This is a genomic window from Sphaerospermopsis torques-reginae ITEP-024, from assembly GCF_019598945.1.
In the GTDB taxonomy this organism is placed as follows: domain Bacteria; phylum Cyanobacteriota; class Cyanobacteriia; order Cyanobacteriales; family Nostocaceae; genus Sphaerospermopsis.
Window position 1 is genome coordinate 269,775 of record NZ_CP080598.1, and the last position, 20,456, is coordinate 290,230.

At 37.7% G+C, this 20,456-nt stretch carries 17 protein-coding genes; 8 read left to right on the forward strand and 9 right to left on the reverse strand.

The window, feature by feature from the left end; all coding sequences use genetic code 11:
- Positions 1–349: 349 nt before the first annotated feature.
- Positions 350–1,732, forward strand: a complete 1,383-nt coding sequence (locus K2F26_RS01145; protein WP_220610034.1) for a cytochrome P450 — start codon at positions 350–352, stop codon at positions 1,730–1,732.
- 52 nt (positions 1,733–1,784) lie between these two features.
- On the opposite strand, the gene K2F26_RS01150 is transcribed toward K2F26_RS01145, so the two are convergent.
- Both K2F26_RS01150 and K2F26_RS01155 read right to left on the reverse strand, forming a co-directional pair.
- Positions 1,785–2,048, reverse strand: coding sequence for a hypothetical protein (locus tag K2F26_RS01150; protein WP_220610035.1), 264 nt, complete (start codon positions 2,046–2,048; stop codon positions 1,785–1,787).
- A 143-nt stretch (positions 2,049–2,191) separates the two neighbouring features.
- Positions 2,192–2,446: a hypothetical protein gene (locus K2F26_RS01155; RefSeq protein WP_194052603.1), complete on the reverse strand. Its 255-nt coding sequence runs from the start codon at positions 2,444–2,446 to the stop codon at positions 2,192–2,194.
- A 754-nt stretch (positions 2,447–3,200) separates the two neighbouring features.
- Here K2F26_RS01155 and glgA point away from each other — a divergent pair.
- Positions 3,201–4,682: a glycogen synthase GlgA gene (glgA, locus tag K2F26_RS01160; protein ID WP_220610036.1), complete on the forward strand. Its 1,482-nt coding sequence runs from the start codon at positions 3,201–3,203 to the stop codon at positions 4,680–4,682.
- Positions 4,683–5,034: 352 nt separating this feature from the next.
- The gene (locus K2F26_RS01165; RefSeq protein WP_220611733.1) at positions 5,035–6,054 is read left to right on the forward strand and encodes an IS4 family transposase; all 1,020 of its coding nucleotides are present in this window, start codon (positions 5,035–5,037) and stop codon (positions 6,052–6,054) included.
- A 471-nt stretch (positions 6,055–6,525) separates the two neighbouring features.
- On the opposite strand, the gene K2F26_RS01170 is transcribed toward K2F26_RS01165, so the two are convergent.
- Together K2F26_RS01170 and yidD are read right to left on the reverse strand one after the other, a co-directional pair.
- Positions 6,526–7,221 carry a M15 family metallopeptidase gene (locus tag K2F26_RS01170; RefSeq protein ID WP_220610037.1) on the reverse strand — a complete coding sequence of 232 codons (696 nt, stop codon included), beginning with the start codon at positions 7,219–7,221 and terminating at the stop codon, positions 6,526–6,528.
- A gap of 202 nt (positions 7,222–7,423) precedes the next feature.
- Complete coding sequence (gene yidD, locus K2F26_RS01175) at positions 7,424–7,669, reverse strand: membrane protein insertion efficiency factor YidD (protein WP_194052615.1); 246 nt, start codon at positions 7,667–7,669, stop codon at positions 7,424–7,426.
- Between the two features lie 83 nt (positions 7,670–7,752).
- Here yidD and K2F26_RS01180 point away from each other — a divergent pair, with 83 nt between their 5' ends.
- Complete coding sequence (locus K2F26_RS01180) at positions 7,753–8,484, forward strand: diacylglycerol/polyprenol kinase family protein (RefSeq protein WP_220610038.1); 732 nt, start codon at positions 7,753–7,755, stop codon at positions 8,482–8,484.
- Between the two features lie 97 nt (positions 8,485–8,581).
- On the opposite strand, the gene K2F26_RS01185 is transcribed toward K2F26_RS01180, so the two are convergent.
- Complete coding sequence (locus K2F26_RS01185) at positions 8,582–9,691, reverse strand: NAD(P)H-dependent flavin oxidoreductase (RefSeq protein ID WP_220610039.1); 1,110 nt, start codon at positions 9,689–9,691, stop codon at positions 8,582–8,584.
- A gap of 152 nt (positions 9,692–9,843) precedes the next feature.
- On the opposite strand from K2F26_RS01185, the gene K2F26_RS01190 reads away from it, so the two are divergent.
- On the forward strand, positions 9,844–10,206 hold the full coding sequence (locus tag K2F26_RS01190) for an ArsR/SmtB family transcription factor (protein WP_220610040.1): 363 nt from the start codon (positions 9,844–9,846) through the stop codon (positions 10,204–10,206).
- Positions 10,207–10,266: 60 nt separating this feature from the next.
- Here K2F26_RS01190 and K2F26_RS01195 read toward each other — a convergent pair whose 3' ends face one another.
- Positions 10,267–11,775, reverse strand: a complete 1,509-nt coding sequence (locus K2F26_RS01195; RefSeq protein WP_220610041.1) for a phenylacetate--CoA ligase family protein — start codon at positions 11,773–11,775, stop codon at positions 10,267–10,269.
- Positions 11,776–11,972: 197 nt separating this feature from the next.
- Between K2F26_RS01195 and K2F26_RS01200 the strand changes: the two genes are divergently transcribed.
- The 3 genes from K2F26_RS01200 (at position 11,973) to K2F26_RS25515 (ending at position 16,153) form a co-directional block, all read left to right on the forward strand.
- Positions 11,973–13,691, forward strand: a complete 1,719-nt coding sequence (locus tag K2F26_RS01200) for a serine/threonine-protein kinase (RefSeq protein ID WP_220611734.1) — start codon at positions 11,973–11,975, stop codon at positions 13,689–13,691.
- 96 nt (positions 13,692–13,787) lie between these two features.
- Positions 13,788–15,935 (forward strand): serine/threonine-protein kinase, encoded by a 2,148-nt coding sequence (locus K2F26_RS01205; protein WP_220610042.1) that lies wholly within the window; start codon positions 13,788–13,790, stop codon positions 15,933–15,935.
- A gap of 53 nt (positions 15,936–15,988) precedes the next feature.
- Positions 15,989–16,153, forward strand: a complete 165-nt coding sequence (locus K2F26_RS25515) for a DUF8639 family protein (protein ID WP_496560036.1) — start codon at positions 15,989–15,991, stop codon at positions 16,151–16,153.
- 146 nt (positions 16,154–16,299) lie between these two features.
- Here the strand turns inward: K2F26_RS25515 and K2F26_RS01210 are convergent, their stop codons facing one another.
- The 3 genes from K2F26_RS01210 to K2F26_RS01220 all read right to left on the reverse strand — a co-directional run bounded on the left by K2F26_RS01210 (position 16,300) and on the right by K2F26_RS01220 (position 20,454).
- Positions 16,300–16,560, reverse strand: a complete 261-nt coding sequence (locus K2F26_RS01210) for a hypothetical protein (RefSeq protein ID WP_194052635.1) — start codon at positions 16,558–16,560, stop codon at positions 16,300–16,302.
- A gap of 490 nt (positions 16,561–17,050) precedes the next feature.
- Positions 17,051–19,723, reverse strand: coding sequence for a DEAD/DEAH box helicase (locus K2F26_RS01215; protein ID WP_220610043.1), 2,673 nt, complete (start codon positions 19,721–19,723; stop codon positions 17,051–17,053).
- Positions 19,724–19,755: 32 nt separating this feature from the next.
- Positions 19,756–20,454 carry a type I restriction endonuclease subunit R gene (locus K2F26_RS01220; protein WP_246605491.1) on the reverse strand — a complete coding sequence of 233 codons (699 nt, stop codon included), beginning with the start codon at positions 20,452–20,454 and terminating at the stop codon, positions 19,756–19,758.
- Between the last annotated feature and the right edge of the window lie 2 nt (positions 20,455–20,456).

Here is a 20,456-nt window from a genome sequence, read left to right on the forward strand (position 1 = left end):
GCTGTTTCACAATGCAAAACATAAGCAGAGATTATAAGAAAATCGAGTGAGCCAAAACCACGCCCGATAAAGTATCGGAACTTGGCGGTCAGTGAGATGACCCTCTACCCAGATTTGGTAACAAGTTTGGGCAAGGTTACTCATTGAAACAAGAATCCCCGTCCTTTTAAGGCGGGGAGCGTCAAGAAAGCAGCATGACAAACCAATAAATAGCCCGCAAGGAAATGAAATTCATTTCATGGCGGGTGTGGAAGCTTACGCAAAATATCTCCTTGAACTCCTGACTCCTGACTTCTGAATTTTGCTATAAGATATTTAGTAAAAAACTAACATCTACCAAAAAACTTTTATGCTTCTACCCAAAGGACCCAACACTCCAGCTACCCTGCAAATGCTACGCTGGGTATTTAGCCCCATGTCCTACATGGAAGAATGCGCCAAAACTTATGGTGATATTTTTACTCTCAAGCTGGATAAAAATTTACCTCCTCTGGTATTTATTCATAGTCCAGAAGCAATGCAGCAGGTTTTAAGCAATGATACCAAAGAATTAGAAGCACCAGGCGATTTAAATCAACTATTTGAAGGTTTATTAGGTAAAAATTCTGTTATTTCCCAAAGTGGTAAAGAACATCAGCGACAACGGCAGTTAATCATGCCTCCCTTACACGGGGAAAGAATGCGAACTTATGCCGATGTAATTAATAATATCACTGAAAAAGTCATCAGCAAACAGCAAATCAATCAACCTTTTAATGTGCGAACAGCTACCCAAGAAATTACCCTGGGGGTGATGATGCAAGCTGTCTTTGGACTTTATGAAGGTGAACGTGCTGAGAAATTACAACACTTACTATGTGAAATTCTCGAAGCAGGTAGTGAAGTTTGGAGAGTGACTTTATTATATTTTCCGGCTTTACAAAAGATGATTGGTCTTTCCACACTTTGGGAAATACAGGAACGTCGTCAAAATAAAGCTGACCAACTCCTGTATGCAGAAATTCAGGAACGCAGAGAAAATCCCGACCCATCACGTACAGATATCCTCAGTTTGCTGATGTCTGCAAGAGATGAAGACGGTCAACCAATGACTGATATAGAATTACGAGATGAATTAATGACTTTGTTAGTAGCAGGTCATGAAACCACGGCTACAGCCATAGCCTGGGCTTTATATTGGATTCATAAACTACCAGAAGTCCGCCAAAAATTATTAGCTGAACTGGATACTTTAGGCGAAAATCCCGATTCTAATACTATTTTTAAATTACCTTATCTCACCGCCGTTTGTAATGAAACTTTGCGGATTTATCCCGTGGGAATGTTGACTTTTCCCCGTCGGGTAAAAACCCCTATTTCTGTAGATGGTTATCAACTAGAACCAGGTACAGTTGTTATGGGTTCAATTTATCTCACTCACCATCGAGAAGATATTTATCCTAACTCCAAACAATTTAACCCAGAACGCTTTATAGAAAAGCAATTTTCACCCTATCAATTTATCCCTTTTGGCGGTGGTGCAAGACGTTGTATTGGTCTAGCATTTGCCCAATTTGAAATGAAATTAGCACTAGCTAAAATACTCCAAGGTTGGGAAATGGAACTAGCAGATACTCGTGAAGTGAAAGCAAAACGCCGTGGTTTGGTGACAGGTCAAGATAAACCTATTCAAATGATTTACCACGGTCATCGTCAGCAACAATCTCGAACTTTAGAGACAATAGCCGTTTAATGTTTAAGGGGTTAAGAGTCGGTACAAACCAATTTTTAACCCCCGCAAATGATTAAACTACCAAATAGACATCTATTTCCGAAAAATCAACCGTAAAAAGCTTGTTGTCGTAAAAAATCGGAGGTATGTAATATTCACTGAATAAACTATTTAACTCATCACAAAACATATTGAGGGAGAAAGCCGCTAAACCACTACTCCATAAAGGAATAACAGTATTACCTCCTGACGTTGACTCCATTTCTTCTAAAGTCAGTTTCTGAAAAAGCTCATTGACTTGAACAGAATGTAATTCAGTATTCATGATTGCAGCCATTGTCTTAATTTACCAATCCAGAAATGAGCAGGTATGAAAATTTATGAGGAGTAAAATCTGTAAAAACAAATGCCCTAAAAAAATATTTTACCCTCAACCAACTAAAAATTACTTAATGTCAGTGCCAGAATACAAATAATTAATTACCAAGAATTTATGACAACGTATATTGACCTGGAATAGTCTACAGTAGCGACCTTATTATCCCTGATGCCACTATCTACACCTTTAACATCACCAGTCCCTGTATTCTCCACGTTTCCAGTATTACCCGATATAAAATAATTATTGACGCTCCCACCACTACCACCAGATACAGTCTTTGTTTCAACCACAGATAGCTCACGAAAAAGGCTTTCTGCATTATATTTTAAGTCCGCAATTACTATTTTCTTCATTGTTTTATCCTCTAAATTAGGAGTTGATTCCTTTTAAATGTTTTTGCATAACTAGATTTAAAATAATCCAAAGTTCTGATAGATATAAAGCTTTATGCACATGATCATAGGACATAAATCCGATCATTTTGTCTAAAAATGTAATTCGTATATTTTAAAATTACTAAATTCCAATAATGGAAAATTCACATATTAAAAATATTTTTAGATATTATGTCAGAACCTAAACCACACAATTTTGTCTGAAATTTTTACCTTGATAGATTGAGATTACCAAATTACATTACAGCGATTTTCAGGTAAATGAACCACAAAACAATCTTTAAAACCCTTGTAGAGAATTTGCACGCAACGTCTCTACTGTGGTCTAACTAGGTGAAAACTGCTGTAATACAAAATTTCGATATCTTCAGGTTTGAAGCATACTCTTTTCAGACATAAATCCCAGGATTTTGTCTGGAAACTTAATGCTTGGATAATAATTCTGAGGATAGATTCCCTTGCTGATATCTTAATTTACAGCAAAATATGGCTTACGCTACGCTATCAGCAGTCAGGAGTAATATCAAGTCCGTTTGAATAGTTATGTTATCTGTGAGGACAGGCAAGAGGCAAGAGTGAAGATGAAAATTCCTACACCCCACACCCAAAAATTCAATCCTCATCTATCATCCCAATACCTAGTTGTCAATGAGTACATTTTTCATAAATTGCTATATAGTAAACATAAAGTTTTGTAAGGCGAGGGCTAGGAATGTACATAGTACAAATTGCCTCAGAATGCGCTCCTGTAATAAAAGCTGGGGGTTTGGGGGATGTTGTTTATGGACTTAGCAGGGAGTTAGAAGGACGGGGAAACACTGTTGAACTTATTCTCCCAATGTATGATTGTATGCGTTATGACCATATCTGGGGTTTACATGATGCCTACCTGAATTTGTGGGTCCCTTGGTATGGTGCGGCTATTCACTGTTCTGTATACTGCGGGTGGGTACATGGTCGGGTTTGTTTCTTCATTCAACCCCACAGTCAAGATAATTTCTTTAATAGAGGTTGTTACTATGGTTGCAATGACGATAACATGAGATTTGCTTTCTTTAGTAAAGCAGCTTTAGAATTTTTACTGCAAAGTAATAAAAGACCAGATATCATTCATTGTCACGACTGGCAAACCGGTTTAATTCCTGTCATGTTGTATGAAATTTATAAATATCATGGCATGGAATATCAAAGAGTTTGTTACACCATTCACAACTTTAAACATCAAGGCATGGGAGGAGTTGAAACTCTAGAAGCAACTAATTTAAACTGCCCAAAATATTATTTTCAATACGACAAACTGCGGGATAATTTTAATCCTTTTGCTATCAATTTTATGAAAGCAGGAATTAATTATGCTAACGCAGTGACAACAGTATCACCAAATCATGCAATAGAAGCCCAAACCAGTGATGTGGGTTGTGGTTTAGGACATACATTATATTTGCAAAAAGACAAATTTAGTGGAGTTCTCAACGGTATTGATTACGATTTTTGGAATCCTGAAGTTGACAGATACATCCCCAATAATTACAACTGGGATGATTTTGAACAAAAGGCTTATAACAAAAAAGCATTAAGGGAAAGATTGATGTTAGGTCATGATGAGAAAAAACCCATCATTGCTTACATCGGTCGTTTAGATAATCAAAAAGGTGTCCATTTGGTTCACCATGCGATGTACTATGCTTTGAATAGAGGAGCGCAATTTGTATTGTTAGGTTCAGCTACAGAATCAGCAATTAACGCTCATTTTTACCATGAAAAACAATTTTTAAATAATAACCCAGATGTGCATTTAGAACTAGGATTTAATGAAGAATTATCTCACCTCATTTATGCTGGTGCAGATATGATAGTTGTTCCCAGTAATTATGAACCCTGTGGTTTAACCCAAATGATTGGTTTAAAATACGGAACTGTCCCCATTGTTCGGGGGGTAGGTGGTTTAGTAAATACTGTTTTTGACAGAGATTATGATCAAAATTTACCACCAGAAAAACGCAATGGTTATGTATTTTATGACATGGATAACCAAGCATTAGAATCAGCAATGGGACGGGCTATAGATTTATGGTATCAGCAACCCGAAGAGTTTAAAAAATTAGCTATTCAGGGTATGTTGTATGATAATTCTTGGAATATTCCCGGTGCGAAATATTTAGAGATTTACGAATGGATCAGACATAAATGGTAAATCTTTAATTTCCCTCTCTTTCCCAGTCTCAGACTGGGAATACCATCATCAATTGATAATTGATAATTGATAATTGATAATGGTTTCATTCACAAGTGTTGAATGTTAAGAAAGAGGTGATAAAAATAGCCCAAAATATGGTAAATTTTGGGCGAACGATTAAAATTAATTAATTGATAATGATTAGACCTCTTGCACAATTGTTTCTGTGGTACAATTGAAGGTTTTAGGTTTTATGTGTGTTTGGGTGTTGTTGCGATCGCAAATTTAAAGATGGGCGTTTAATTCTAACTTTTGGATAAAATTAAGGCAAGCCCCTATTGTAACATAAAATGAATTCTGCAAGAGGTCTATTATAAATTCATTTCCCAAGATTGTCAAAGACATCCTCAGACCTTTGCCCAAAAATGATTATCCAGTTTTGAACAGCCGTCTTTATGTTGAGTGTTGGTTGGCTTATGCCTTGGATAATAGCTTAACAAGTATGCGGGACTTATTTAAAAGATTAAATAATACGGGAATTGACGTAAGTATTTCAACATTTTCCAAGGCTAACACACATAGAAACCGAGAAATATTCCGAAAGATTTATCATCAATTGAATCAATTAGTCCAGAAAAAAGTCCAGAAAAAATTACATGAAAAATACGCAATTTGTCCAATTGATTCAACAGTAATTACATTAACGAGCAAGTTGCTATGGGTTCTAGGTCATCATCAAGTAAAACTGTTTAGTTCCCTCAATCTGTCAACAGGCAGTCCAGAAGATAATTTGATAAATTTTGGTCATGCTCATGATTATAGATTCGGCTCATCAATGATGTCTAATTTACCACCAGATGCAGTTGGGGTAATGGATAGAGGATTTGCTGGGCTAGATTTTATGCAAGAGTTAGTGCAAAAAGACAAATATTTTGTAGTGCGAATTAAGAATAATTGGAAACTAGAATTTAAATCAGAAACTGGATTAGTCAAAATTGGTTCATCGACGGATGCTGCCGCTTATAGGGTAATTAATTTTTGTGATTTAGAAACGAAAACTGAATTCCGCTTAGTCACGAATTTACCTGCCAATGGAGAGGCAGCAGTTACAGATGATGAAATCAGATATATTTATCGTTTACGGTGGGGAGTTGAACTGTTATGGAAATTTTTAAAGATGCACTTAAAACTGGATCGATTAATTACCAAAAATGTTAATGGTATTGCTATCCAAATCTATGCTAGTCTCATTGCTTATCTAATTTTACAACTTGTATCTGTTCCGAAAGAATGGGGTGAAAAGATGTTAGATAAATTCCGCTATCTTCAGGCTTGTATGTGTCAACAAATCAGTTATGTTCATTGGATGGAAGATATTATGAAATGCTGACATTTCTACCCTTGATAAGACTACTATACTTAAATATGTAAAGTTTTGTAACGACATTCAACACTTGTGGGTTTCATTCAAGGAATTGTCAATTGTTAATTGTTAATTAGGGCTTGCTGAATAAACATGAAAAGATTACAGGTAAAGGGTTTGAGCCGTTTTCAGGTAAAAAAAGTGCAAGCTTTTACGGGGTGGAAACTTAAAAACCTTGCATTTAATTCCTACTCAAAGGAAAAATCGTTCCTATCCAAATACTGTTCGGTTAAGAGTTTTTGTAGGTTGGGTTAAGCGATCGCGCAACCCAACAAAAGCTTGTAAATGTTGGGTTTCCTAACGTCAACCTAACCTACATAATTCTATTTTTTGAGCTTAACCGAAAAGTATTGGTTCCTATCCAACTCTTGAAACTGTCACCTGTCACCTGTCACCTGTCACCTGTCATCACGACAAGACTTTCTCAGCAACCCCTAATTATTCATTATGGAAACGCCCATAACGTGCTGTTGGTTGATTACACAACCAAGCCCACATTTGATCACCAAAAGAAAAATGCCACCATTCTCTAGGATTACGTTGAAAACCTGCCTTTAACATCACATTTAGTAATAATTCTCGATGGTGATGATATTCTTGATGACGATGGGCATCAGAATGGGCATAATAATCAGGGTGCGATCGCTCAGACATTTCATCAATCGGTGAACCCATATTCACAACTTCCCCATTTTCATTTACCAAAGTAATATCCACCGCAGCACCGGTACTATGGGGAGGAGGAGTATTCATATCTAAACTTGGTACTGCCCAAATTTCATATACTTGCTGCCAAATTTCTTCCCGTTGTTGAGTTGATAAATCACTCTCAATCAATCCCCTGGCTTGCACAGCTTGGGCAAAACTATAGTCTACCATAAATTGCTGCACAGCTACCGGGCGATAAGCATCAAATATTTGAATATACCAACCAGGATATAGCAATTGTAAATAATTTTGTGCCTCAATTAAATTTTTGACCACACTGGCACGCAAAAAATAAGCAGAATATCCCCCATAGTCAGCACCTAACTTTTCATAAGGATGGGGAGTTTCCACCGCAAACAGTTCTAAGGGAATTTTTACTAAAGGTTCACCACATTCAATAATGGAAATTTGGTGATATGGACGCATATTATCAACTCAGTGTGTAAAATAGGATTGACGCATAAGCAACGAAAAAACGAACCACGAAGGCACGTTCACCGGAGGTGTTCCCGAAGGGTAGGACAGGAAGGAAAGAGGGTTTGATAGGTATTTTGCGTAAGTCCTGTAAAATAGCAAGTTTTGAATGAGTTTTCCAGTACCCAATTTTCTCAAACCAGTCCTGTACCTGTTACTCCCGATGTTCGCAACAAGACTTTTGCTGCACCTCTGGAACAGGATCATAACCACCAGGGTGGAAGGGATGACAACGTAAAATTCTGCAAATAGACATCCAACCACCACGGAACACCCCAAAACGCTCAATAGCTTGGATAGCATACATTGAACAAGTTGGTTGAAAGCGACAAGTCGGGGGAAACAGAGGAGAGATAAATAAGCGATAACCTTTAATTAGCCCAATCAATATTATTTTCATGCCCAAATCGCCTAAAGTAGTATTAGGTTTAAATAACAAGAATCAAAGTCCCAAAATTATCAGTTGCGTCATTGTTGATTACATTGTTGATTACATTTCTTGGTTTAGAATCTATTATCCCATTGTGGCAACAAATTTCGGTTGCTGCGGCTTGGGTATTACTTGTCATCCTCATCGCTTGGTTAGTCAGTCGCTTTACCAACAGTGAACCCGAAATTATCCGTAAAATAGTCCATATTGGCACAGGTAATGTAATTTTACTGGCTTGGTGGTTCAATATCCCTGCTATTATTGGCATTACATCTGCAATTTTAGCTGGCATTATTACTTTATTATCCTATTTTTTCCCCCTTTTACCGGGAATTAATAGCGTTGGTCGTCAAAGTTTAGGTACATTTTTTTATGCAGTCAGTATTGGGATTTTAGTTGCTTGTTTTTGGTATTTACATCAACCCCAATATGCTGCATTAGGTATTTTAATTATGGCTTGGGGAGATGGACTAGCAGCTTTAGTTGGGCAAAGATTTGGTAAACATAAATATAAACTTTTTGGTTCAAACAAAAGTTGGGAAGGTTCTTTAACTATGACTTTTGTGAGTTTTTTGATAACTATGTTGATTTTACTACCAACTCAAGGAAATTATTGGCAAATATGGCTGATATCAATAATTGTCGCTATAATAGCTACATTTTTAGAAGCTTTTTCTTTTCTGGGTATTGATAATTTAACTGTTCCTATCGGTAGTGCAGCTTTGGCTTATGGTTTAATTCAAATATTAGTTTTTAATGGTATGGATTGGGTGAATTTTTATTAAATGTTTATTAAATGTTTATTAAATGCGATCGCCTCTGGTAAAGTCATAGGGAATAGGGAATAAGTAAATAATGTTTTCCCTATTTCCCCATCTTTTATCAACAGGTTAATTCTGCCATTAATTCGGAAACTGATATAATGCGATCGCCTGATCCCAAATTAGCACCAGAAAAAATTAAACCATTTTCTATGTCTCCACAAGCAGCTTTAGAAAGTGCTTGTAGCAAACAATAGGTTTTTTTACTATCTCTACATAAACACGATTCTAAACAATTTGCTATACACCTACGTTCTAACAATGATAAATCAGCGTTAGCGCAGCTTATCGAAGATATCGCCTTTTCCGCAAAGGCATTTTTTAAAGCACGACTGGGTTTTCCCACCGGACTCGGTACTGTGACAATATCCTCTGGAGTTGCTCTGAGATGAAATTCTTTATAGCGTAAATCGGCATCACATTCTTCTGTAGTAATAAATCGTGTACCAATTTGTACACCATCTGCTCCCATCCCTAATATTCGATCAATTTCTGTGCGATCGCCTATTCCCCCAGTAATAATCAATGCTATGCTCTTTTCTTGTTGTCCTAAATACTCCTGCAATTCGGAAATTACCCACTTGATCGAAAACCCAGGAAAATTCGCCTGTTCACACTGTGAAAAATGCCCTCCCACCTTTTGACAATTTTCCAAAATCAAAGCATCAGGTAAACAATTATACTGAGTTTTCCAAGTTTCACAAATTAACTTTGCAGATTGTACATTAGCAACACTCGGCACTAATGCTACATCAGGATAGTCTACCGTAAATTCTGGTAAAGTCAAAGGTAATCCCGCACCAGTAATAATTAAATTTGCCCCTGCTGTTGCCGCAGTTTGAGCTAATGTCAAATAATCTCTAGTAGCAACTAAAACATTCACACCAATAATTCCCTCTGGGCTAATAATCCGCGCTTTTCTCAGTTCATCTTTCAATGCTAACTGATTAGCTGTAAAAAAACTGCCTTTTTGGCGTTTGTGAAAATACGGAGAATTTAACCCTATTCCCATTGAAGCAATGACACCCACTCCACCAGCGTTAGCCACTGCACTAGCTAGTTTAGCACCGGATACACCCACTGACATTGCACCTTGAATAATTGGATAGCGGGCAATGTGTTCACCAATTCGCAACGGATGAAGGATAGACTTTATACCAGAACTATTCATTAATTAACTAAATAACCTCTAGGTAATCTTATCATTATCAGTGACAATTTCTATGGATGATGATATAAGATGATATAAATATAATTTTTCATCAATATTTAGTTATAATACTAATTAGTGATAAAATGTTTTGGTAATCATTAAATTGCCCTATGCTAAAAACTAAGCCCACCACGGCTGATCCAGCGATTATCGCCGCCGTGGCTGACTATTTCAAGGTTTTATCAGAAGCAAGTCGCTTGCAGATTTTAACCTGTCTCAAGTCAGGTGCAATGAATGTTATGGAAATTGGAGAAGCGACTGGTTTAGGACAAGCAAATCTTTCTAAGCATTTAAAAGTATTAACTCAAGCTGGTATTTTATCACGTCAGCCGAAAGGAACTAGCGCATATTATGAAATAGCAGATCCGATAATTTTTGAACTTTGTGAATTAGCTTGTGATCGCATTAGTCAACGAGTGTTACAACAAGCTGAAAGTTTAAAAGCTTTTCGCAGTAAAAATACAGGATTTTGATTTTAAGGCAGTAATTAGGTATCGGCTAACGAGAACTTTTTAATTTTTAATTTTTAATTTTTAATTCTTCCTTGTATATCTATGTTTCACACCCACAGGAAAATATTCAGCATCACCAGTAGGTTTTAATTCTACTTGTGGTGTTTGATATTCCACCGGAACATAATTTGCAAACTCGCTATTTAAACGCAACAATTGAGTCAGAATAGAATTAGTGATCTGTGTAATTTTCTCCTTACTACTTTCTACTTTTGGTGCTAACTCCACAACCACAGATAAAAAGCGATTTTTGTCTTCATCCTCTTTCACCTGTAACACAAATTTACCCGTTACCCATTCTCTAATTATCGGTTGTTCTAATCCCACAGTCACATTTTCAGGATAAATATTTGCACCAAAATAGGAAACTGTAAAATTAGAACGTCCGAAAACATAAACAAATGGTAATTTATGTATTCCTCTATTTTCACCTATTTCACCTAACTCAGAAACCGGATCAAAACCCCATTCAGCTAAAAATTTCAACATTTCTGAATAACTAATTAAACCCCCATTATCCAAGATATTATATCTAATTAAAGGAATGCCATTATTACCAGAAAATATAAGTCTACCGTCTTCAACTTCAAAAAACCGACTACAAGGATCATATTGTACCAATGTCGGTAAACGTGACTCTCCAAATAATGCTTTTGCTGCTTTTGGGTTTGCTGCTAAAAATCTTCTAATACAAATACTTAAAGGTGTTTCGTTTCCTAAAACTCCTGCGTCTGCTGTTCCATACATTGACGCAAAATCATAACAAGGATTTTCTGATCCTATCCTTTCACCAACTAAACTCCGCCATTCTTCACTAAATACTTCTCCTGCCATTACTAATTTAATTTTATATCGTTTCCACTGTAACCCATTGGCAATTCCTGTATCAATGACATCTTTTAAAAATGGTGGATATCCTAATAATACAACTTGTTCAAAATTACTGCCTAATTCTTGCACAACTCGCAATATTTCGGTTTTATTATTTCCAGGTGTAATGACTGTAATGGGATAACCTTTAGTTGCTAAATACCGACAACAATTAGTAGTGAACATTCCCCCAACCCATGTTCCCAAGGTAAAACAAACTATTGCTAAGGTGCTTTTATTATCTGCATCAAAACTATCATGAAAAATCTGCTCAAACCGGGTGGCTATTTGTAGTTCATCCGTTAAGAAACGCGCCCAAAATGTGGGTTTTCCCGTTGAGCCAGAGGAAGCCGCGATCATATCGCAGCTTCCTAATATTCCATCTTTACATAGTTCTGGTAGAGTGTAAAGAGAAATATAATTTTCTTTACAAATAACTGGTAATTTTTGGAAGTCTGCTAAAGTGTGAATTGTTTCTCGGTTGATGTGATGTGTTGCTAAAAACGCTTTGTAAGCTGGTACGGTAGCAGCTACAGTTTTAAATAGGTTAATTGCGATTTCTTGCGGTGTAGTTTTTTGATGTTGTTCCAGTGTTTCTGCTAGGGGAGTAGAAACAAATTTTTCTAGTTCTTGAATCGCTTTTTGTGTTTTTGGGTTCATAAGTTTAGGTGACAGGTGACAGGTGACAGGTGACAGGTGACAGGTGACAGTGAAGAGGTAGGGGAAATGGGGAGAAATTATTTGTATTTTCCCAATTACCAATTACCCATTACCAATTACCCATTACCAAAATAGTTCGTAAATTACCTTTTTGATATTGTAGAACTGTATCAGTATATTGATCTATGTTCCCTACCATGTCTGTATATTGCAGTAAGCAACACGCAAATAATAACGGTAACAGTTTTTGTACTCAGTGCGGAGAATCTTTACCTCTGACTGTAGGACAGGTCATCAATAATCGTTATGAAATTGGGCGTATACTGGGGCAAGGTGGCTTTGGGCGGAGTTATTTGGCGATTGATAGACAAAAAGCCCGTGAAAGGTGCGTTTTAAAGGAGTTTGCACCTCAAGTCACTAAAAAGGAAGATTTACAAAAAGCTAAAGAGTTGTTTGAACGAGAAGCAAGTGTACTTAAAAAAATAAAACATCCGCAAATTCCCAATTTTCATGAATCTATACAGGTTAAAATTGGTAATAAAGATTTTTTCTTTTTAGTCCAAGATTATGTAGAAGGTGCTAATTATTATCAGTTATTTGAACAGTTGCAAAAACAGGGAAAATCTTTTTCTGAGGAGGAGGTAATTAACCTTTTACACAAGATTCTCCCGATTTTGAGTTATATTCATTTTTTAGATATCGTACATCGGGATATTTCGCCGGATAATTTGATTTTACGCCACAAAGATGGTTTACCTGTGTTGATTGATTTTGGTGGTGTCAAACAACTACCAGCTTATCAAGGTTTTTGGCAAACAAAGTTAGTGGGAAATGGTACTCTGTTGGGTAAAAAAGGTTATGCACCGGAAGAACAGTTACTTCAGGGAAAGGTATTTAAAAGCAGTGATTTATACTCGTTAGCGGTGACTGCTTTGGTGTTAGTGACTGGTAAAGAACCGCATTTGCTTTATGATAGTTATAACGGGACTTGGTATTGGGGAAAGGAAATTAAGGTAAGTCCGAAATTAACAGCAGTCTTAAAAAAGATGTTGGCATATAAACCCAGCGATCGCTATCAAACCGCAGATCAAGTTATCAAAGATTTACCACCACTAACATCTGTTTCTAGTTCTGTTTCTACAGCTATTAATACTTTAAGCACTAGTATAAATACTATGCAACCTTCTGTTAATAAAACAAACACTCATCTGAGCAAGTTGCAAACAATGGTAGCAGCACCAGGAAAACAAGTATATAGAACTACTCACATGGCGCTGCAAAATATACCTATGCCTATATGGTTGCGTCCTTTTGCTGTCACTTTTACTATAACTATGGGAGTAGGTTTAGTTGGTGGGGGAGTTTGGGCGTTAGGAAATTTTCTGGTAAGAAGTATGACATCAATTAGTGTACCTAAAGTCGAAGTTCCTGCTATACCAGGTATTAATAATCCTACGAGTTTGGGAAATAAAAACCGCAGTATTGAGGAGGTTTTTAACCGTGTGAAAGAGTTAGAAATTTCCCAAGCAGTGTTTATTAAAACAGTAGATGAAAGATTTTATACTTTAAGACCTGGGTTAGGGGGAAGGGTATTAACAGATAAACCGGAAGATCGGGTTTTACGGGAACAGTGGAACAGTACAGCGGATGAGTTGTTAAAGAAAATAGAACAAGCAAACTTGAGTCAGACCGCACGGAGGAAAATAGGTAATTATAGTGTAGAAGATTCCCAAAGATGGGATAGACTAGCTAAAGCTGGTAGATTGGGTAAATATCGTTCATTTCAGGAGTTAAGAGAGGAAACATATCAAAAATTTGATCCATTGTTTCCTGGTCAAGAACGTGGCAGACTAAATCAGCAGACTTTTATGCAGTTTTGGTATGCGATCGCCTCTGATCAAGTAGGGAATAGGTGATAGGTGACAGGTGACAGGTGACAGGTGACAGGTGACAGGTGACAGGTGACAGGTGACAGGTGACAGTTTTTCCCAATTATGAATTCCTAATTACTAATGACTAATCTTTATTGTTCTCAAGGACATCAAAACCCAGCCGGTAGTAAGTTTTGTCTTCAGTGTGGTGAGAAGATAATAGAAACTCCTGTCAATAGTGGGATTAAAGCAGGACAAACTTTAGGCGATCGCTATGTAATTGTACGTCAACTCGGACAAGGTGGGTTTGGGAAAACTTACCTCGCTGAAGATAGTAACCGGTTTCGAGAAGCTTGTGTTTTAAAGGAATTTTCTCCCCAGGTACAAACTCCTTATGTTGTGCAAAAAGCGGAGGAGTTATTTCAACGAGAAGCTAGTGTTCTTTATCAGTTACAACATCCCCAAATTCCCCGCTTTCGGGAACTTTTACGCATTAATTTACAAGGTAAAGAATCTCTCTTTTTAGTGCAGGATCATGTAGCTGGTGAAACTTATAATTCTTTATTAAATACTCGCAAACAACAGGGTTTAAAATTTACAGAAATTGAAGTTCGTCAATTATTAGAACAACTTTTACCAGTTTTAGAATATATCCATAATGTAGGTGTGATTCATCGTGATATTTCTCCTGATAATTTAATCTTGAGAAGTGTGGATCAATTACCAGTTTTAATTGATTTTGGGGGAGTAAAACAAGTCGCGCAAACTGTTGCTTCTCAATATTATCAATCTGGTGAAATTACATCTGGAAGTAGTGGAACTTTGTTAGGAAAAATCGGTTTTGCACCTCCTGAACAAATGCAAACCGGTTTAGTATATCCTCACAGTGATTTATATGCTTTAGCTGTGACAGTGTTGGTTTTACTGACAGGGAAACTACCACAGGATTTAATAGATACACAAAATTTACAATGGCTATGGCGGCGAGAAATTAGCCTTAGTCCTTTATTGGGGGACATTTTAGATAAAATGCTATCTCCCAGACCAAGCGATCGCTACCAGTCAGCCCGTCAAATTTTAGACGCACTGAATGGAAAAGCGGTTAATAACACTCCTAATAATACTCCTCCTGTCGCACCTACAGTATATCCAGCTACTCAACCCCCAAAACCCACAACTTCCCCAACCACAGCAGGAACTGTTGCAGTTTCTCCTCCCAAAACTCCCGCACCTCCACCAGTTGCTACTCCCACACCCCAAAATACAAGTATTTGGACGGCAACTAACGTATTTATTGTTACGATAGCTTTATGTAGTAGTATTGGTTTATTGTGGTGGGGTATTAGTAACCGTAGAAACAACCAATATGGAAGTAACCCGGATGTTACATTAAGTCCTACACCGAGAGATACCCCCACCAACTCAGGAAATAACTATTCACCGGAAGAAAGAGAACGCAAACAAAGATTAAGCGATCGCCGTCAACAGTTGGGTATAGATAATAGCTTTTATGTGAGCTTAATCAATCAACTCTTTTGGGAGAAAAACCCCAATATCCAAGGACGTACACTCAAAGATACACCAGAAGACGAAGATTTACGGAAAGAATGGGATCGCATAGCTTCCCGAACCCTAGATAAACTGTCTCTTTTAAGTAGTAGAGCGCGTAGACAAATGGGAACTTATACCCCAGCAGAACGCGATCGCTGGAAAGTAGAAGTTAACCGCAGAAACGTCAGCAGTCGTGCTTTGTATGACTTAGGTGATGCAACCTTTTTCCGCGTATTTCCTGAATATCGGGGTAAAAATTTTATAGAGCAACCTATAGGACAAGTTTGGCACGCCTTTGTTAGTGATAAACTCAATGCTATCCTTTCTAATAGTGCCTTTGCAAGAATAGTATTTGATCCTGGGACTACAGGTAAAACAGTTAGTGGTAATCTACAACCAGGAGGAGGTAAAGTTTTCATCGCTGGACTAGCAAAAGATCAAATAATGGAAGTTAAACTAGATGCTAGTTCTCAGGTGTTATTATCTATTTATTCTCCCTCTGGTAAAGTCACATTTTTAGAAGATTCTACAGTGCGGACTGTATCCAAAACATTACCAGAAACTGGATTTTATGAATTTGTCGTAGTTTCCACAGCTTCTAAATCTACAGATTATCAGTTAACGGTGACAGCAGAAAATCCCCCAGAACCAGAACCCACACCTACAGAAACACCTACAGAAACACCTACTCCAGAACCCACAGAAACACCAGAACCCACACCCACGGAAACACCGTAACCAGTAAATGGGTAGATAGAAGTTTGTAAACCGCAAAAAATTCCTTGATGCTTATGAGTGAAAAAATTCAGACCGAAAAAGACAAGTTACACTCAAGTAACAATATAGAAATAAATCAAGATATCGAAACTGAAAAAGTGCTATGTCCCCATTGTAAACGCACTGCTACAAATGGGATTAAATGTAAAGGAATTTGTGTTGCTGATAGTGATTATTAAGAATTGATAATTGATAATTGATAATTGATAATTGTTTAACTCAATGTTTAAAACCTCTCCGTGTCAGGAGAAAAAAAGAAAAAATTTTCTCTGACAAAGAGGTAATTGTCAATTTTCCATTGTCAATTTTCCATTTTTTAAATTAGTTAAGCGTGTAAATTTACTTGTTCTTTCAACCAAGAGTCCACAGGTTGTCCGTCTTTACGTTTCAGTTCTATTTCTATTACCATCACTTCTTTAGAACCAGGAGGAGCAGGTTTTTTATGAAAAAAAATCTCATATTCTAAGGGGTTTTGATTATGTTCTTTTAACCAATCTTGCACTTTTGTTAAAGCAAAGAATGATTGTCCTTCTGCAAACATTCTGGTAATTTGCATTTGTAGGGTGTAAGGATTAATGCGCCCCATTGTTTACTCCCATTTTTTTACTTTTTTGGTATCTTCAACTATTATAATAGTTTTGTAGGTAAAATCAGGTATATTATGAACAACGATTTACTCGCTTTTTTTGCAGGTTTCGCTTTACTCATTACCTATCTCATCTTTTCTGCGCTAACGGAAATGGGTACTAAATTTCCTGGTAAAAGAGAGAATAGGTGACAGGTTACAGGTTACAGTTTACAGTTATTCATGATTTAAAATTAGCTAAACTACCAATTTTAGAGAATGTCAAAAATACCAGATCCACAAAAAAATCACATTAAAATTGATCCAGCAACTTTGGTTTTAATAGGATCAGCTTTGATACTTTTACCTTTGTTATTTGCTGGTTTTATGGGATGATCAATAGACATCTCCAGAAATTAAATATGCGGTTTCCAGAACCCTTTTAGAGACGTTGTATGCAACGTCTCTACATTCTTTTTCGGAGATGTCTAATGAACTCGGTTTGCTTTATTTATTCCATTGCTTCATTGACTGGAAAACGATCAATTAATTGCATTGCTCTTTGGGCATTTTGTCGTAAACTATCAGGAACAAAGGGAACGTGAGGAATTTGTGATAATAAGTCTAGGGTACGACGCAACAACCTAACTACATCACCTTCATCTAAAGTTGTATTAGCACAAAGTTGTAACCAGTCCATTCCTAGCGCCCATTGTTCAACTACTGCAATGAGTTCAAATTCTAACCAAATAGGTAAAGCTACGTTATGACGGTGTTGAATTTGAAACAGCTTGCGACGAATACCCCGGAGTTTGGCTAAAGCGTCTGCTGTTTCGTTACTGAGGTTAAAGCGTACTCTACTATCAGGGCGTGGTGTTTCTGTGACTAAAGATGCTGCTGCTGCTGCTAAATGGTGCGGATCTAAATTATCTAGCTCACCACTGGCGATCGCCAATCCTAACCATAACTCATTTTCACCCCGAATGGCTGCGGCCATTTGTCCCAGTTCTGTGGGTGTTAAATTATCTAACCCGCCAAAGTGCTGTAATATCTGAATTAAATTCAGAAATTCTTCCCAATGTTGCTGTGAGTGTTGTTGTACTTGTTCTTCTAACTCTTCTAGTTCCGCTTCTAATTCTACACAACGCGCTCGTTGTTTAAATATGTTGGCAATATTCCCTGATTTATGCAAGGCATGATTTTCTATTTGTGATTGTACCGCATTCACCCGACTCAGTTGAGCAGCTACTTCCGGTGTCATGTACATATATTCGCTGGGATCGGGTATACTTTGGGCGATCGCCTCTGTTGCTGCATTTCCCCGCACTGACTGACCTCGTTTTAAACCTAGTTCATCAGGTGGTAAAATATCCTCTGGTACTTCTACCCTGGGCATCTCTGCATATAAATCAATCACATCTGCTGTTGTCGCTACATACCAGCGGTTATCTTGTCCTAAACAAACCAAATAAGACGTAGGTCCAATTTCAGGAGCTTTACCATATAATATAGCTGTTAACGGTAATGTCGCTGTCATGTTTTTATCTTTCAAACTTAACAGCGTTCCCGTTACAGCAAAATCCAACATCATGGAAAGTTGCTCTTGTCTGTCTTCCCGTGCTTGTTCCTGTAGAGTTTTAAATATATGCCGTTCTACTTTTAACCGTTGGCGCAATTTTTCATAAAGTGCAATTTCATTTTCATCTACTGCGGCTAATTCTGATTCAATTTTTGCTAATTCTGCTTTGATGACTGCAATTTCATCATACTCTGGTTTTAAATACAAAGTCGCCATATACTGGCCAAAACTGCGTTCTATCAGTTCCTTCGCTTGTTCTAAGGTATGGGTTTGCAAGAGGTTCAGCACCATACCGTAGCTGGGAGTAAACTGACTCACCAAAGGATCTGGGGGAGATGTGGCTAAATAAGCGGCTTCTTTTGCACCTTCAAAGGGAGTTTGTAATGTCACAACGTGACCTTGTAAATCCATGCCCCGACGACCAGCACGCCCGGACATTTGCAAAAATTCTGAAGCTTTTAATAAACGGTGTCCGTTGTCAGTGCGTTTAGAAAGGGTAGAAATAACTGTTGTCCGTGCTGGCATATTAATACCTGCTGCCAGGGTTTCCGTTGCAAAAACAACTTTAATTAAACCTTGTTGAAATAGTTCCTCAACCAAAACCTTCCAAGCTGGTAAAATCCCCGCATGATGCGCCGCAATACCTCTATAAAGCGGTGCAATCTGTCCTGAACGTCCGGCTTCTGGGTTACGGGCTAAAAAATCATCAATCTGCCTACGTAATATTTGGGATTCTTCATTATTCACTAACCATAAATCACCCACCTCAGCAACGGCTTTATCACAACCTCTGCGGCTGAAAATAAAGAAAATTGCGGGTAACATATCCCGTTGGGCTAATTGACTCAGGGTATAAACTATTGTTGGTGGTTCTGGGCGATTACCTCTACCTCGTTCTCCTATACCCTTTTTACCACGTCTAATTAAACGTTGATTAATTTTAGTATTGCTTTCATTTAATAAAGGAAATAAACCTTTGGGGTTGCAAAAGTGAAATTCTAAGGGAACTGGGCGAAAATCAGAATAAATTAGGTCTGTGGGTCCATGAACACGATTTAACCAGTCCGTGAGTTGGTCACTATTAGCAACTGTAGCGGAAAGGGCGACCAGTTGGACTTCACGGGGACAGTAAATAATAGATTCTTCCCAGACTGTACCCCGTTGGCGATCGTTCATGTAGTGGCACTCATCGAGGACTACAGCCTCAACGCCTGTTAAAGAGATCCCGATTTGACCTATGGGTGTGCCATAAAGCATATTACGGAAAATTTCGGTAGTCATGACTATAATCGGTGCATCCCTGTTAATGGAAGCATCCCCGGTTAATAGTCCCACCTGATCGAATCCGAATTTTTCCCGAAAGTCGCGTAATTTTTGATTCGATAGAGCTTTAAGTGGTGTGGTGTAAAATACTCGTTTACCACGGGCTAGGGCGCGATAAATAGCGTATTCCCCAACCAAAGTTTTACCCGATCCTGTGGGCGCACAGACAACCACTGAGCGGCCAGCATTGAGGGAGGCGATCGCATCTAGTTGGAATTGATCCAACTCAAAAGGAAAAATCGATCCTAAATTAATTTCTGAAGAGGGTGCGGTGTAGTTCACTCAATCATCTTTTGCATCCAGACTATCTACTATCATAACCTGATTAGGGAATAGGTGATGGGTAATTGGTAATTGGTAATTGGTGATTCTGCTTGTTCGCTGTTCCCTATGCTGCTGACTGTTTCTGCAATTTTGCGTAGCACTCCACACACAGACTCTAATTCACTTCGAGTAGTTAGAGGTGCAAACACCCGTGAAATAGCATACTGCTGATTTTGGACTTTGACAAAAACAATATCATCACCATTAGTTAACATTCCAAAAGTAGGTAAATCAGTATTTGGACTGGACATCAAGTAAGCAAGAGTTTGGGGTAATGCCGACCAAACTGATAACATGGTTTTTTTGGACTCTAAAACAATTATCCAAAGGCGATCTTTCAATACTAAAATATATATTTGACCCTGTAGAGTTTCTTCGCTATCGGTTATTGTAATTTGTACAGATTCTTCAGCCTTGATGCGAAAAGGTGGATCATGCAAACCTGCAACGGTCAGCAATCGAGAGACAAGTAATAGCATTACTGTACTTTCTAATAAATGCCCACCGGAACGATGATAAATATAACGCTGCCAGAGAATTTCTAGATTAGTGCGGTCATTAGAATTAATCTCAGGTAGTTGATCATACCATTCTGTAAAAAAATCCTGAGATTGACTGCGAGTTAAACCAAATCGTTTTTCTGCTTCAGCTATGGTGGTGATGGTTTCAGTAACGGCTAGTCCTTGCATGG

Coding starts and splice junctions, on each gene's coding strand:
- K2F26_RS01145 (WP_220610034.1), top strand. CDS start 350: ATGCTTCTACCCAAAGGACCCAACACTCCAGCTACCCTGCAAATGCTA.
- K2F26_RS01150 (WP_220610035.1), bottom strand. CDS start 2,048: ATGGCTGCAATCATGAATACTGAATTACATTCTGTTCAAGTCAATGAG.
- K2F26_RS01155 (WP_194052603.1), bottom strand. CDS start 2,446: ATGAAGAAAATAGTAATTGCGGACTTAAAATATAATGCAGAAAGCCTT.
- K2F26_RS01210 (WP_194052635.1), bottom strand. CDS start 16,560: ATGGGGCGCATTAATCCTTACACCCTACAAATGCAAATTACCAGAATG.
- yidD (WP_194052615.1), bottom strand. CDS start 7,669: ATGAAAATAATATTGATTGGGCTAATTAAAGGTTATCGCTTATTTATC.
- glgA (WP_220610036.1), top strand. CDS start 3,201: ATGTACATAGTACAAATTGCCTCAGAATGCGCTCCTGTAATAAAAGCT.
- K2F26_RS01200 (WP_220611734.1), top strand. CDS start 11,973: ATGTCTGTATATTGCAGTAAGCAACACGCAAATAATAACGGTAACAGT.
- K2F26_RS01185 (WP_220610039.1), bottom strand. CDS start 9,691: ATGAATAGTTCTGGTATAAAGTCTATCCTTCATCCGTTGCGAATTGGT.
- K2F26_RS25515 (WP_496560036.1), top strand. CDS start 15,989: ATGAGTGAAAAAATTCAGACCGAAAAAGACAAGTTACACTCAAGTAAC.
- K2F26_RS01220 (WP_246605491.1), bottom strand. CDS start 20,454: ATGCAAGGACTAGCCGTTACTGAAACCATCACCACCATAGCTGAAGCA.
- K2F26_RS01190 (WP_220610040.1), top strand. CDS start 9,844: ATGCTAAAAACTAAGCCCACCACGGCTGATCCAGCGATTATCGCCGCC.
- K2F26_RS01195 (WP_220610041.1), bottom strand. CDS start 11,775: ATGAACCCAAAAACACAAAAAGCGATTCAAGAACTAGAAAAATTTGTT.
- K2F26_RS01170 (WP_220610037.1), bottom strand. CDS start 7,221: ATGCGTCCATATCACCAAATTTCCATTATTGAATGTGGTGAACCTTTA.
- K2F26_RS01205 (WP_220610042.1), top strand. CDS start 13,788: ATGACTAATCTTTATTGTTCTCAAGGACATCAAAACCCAGCCGGTAGT.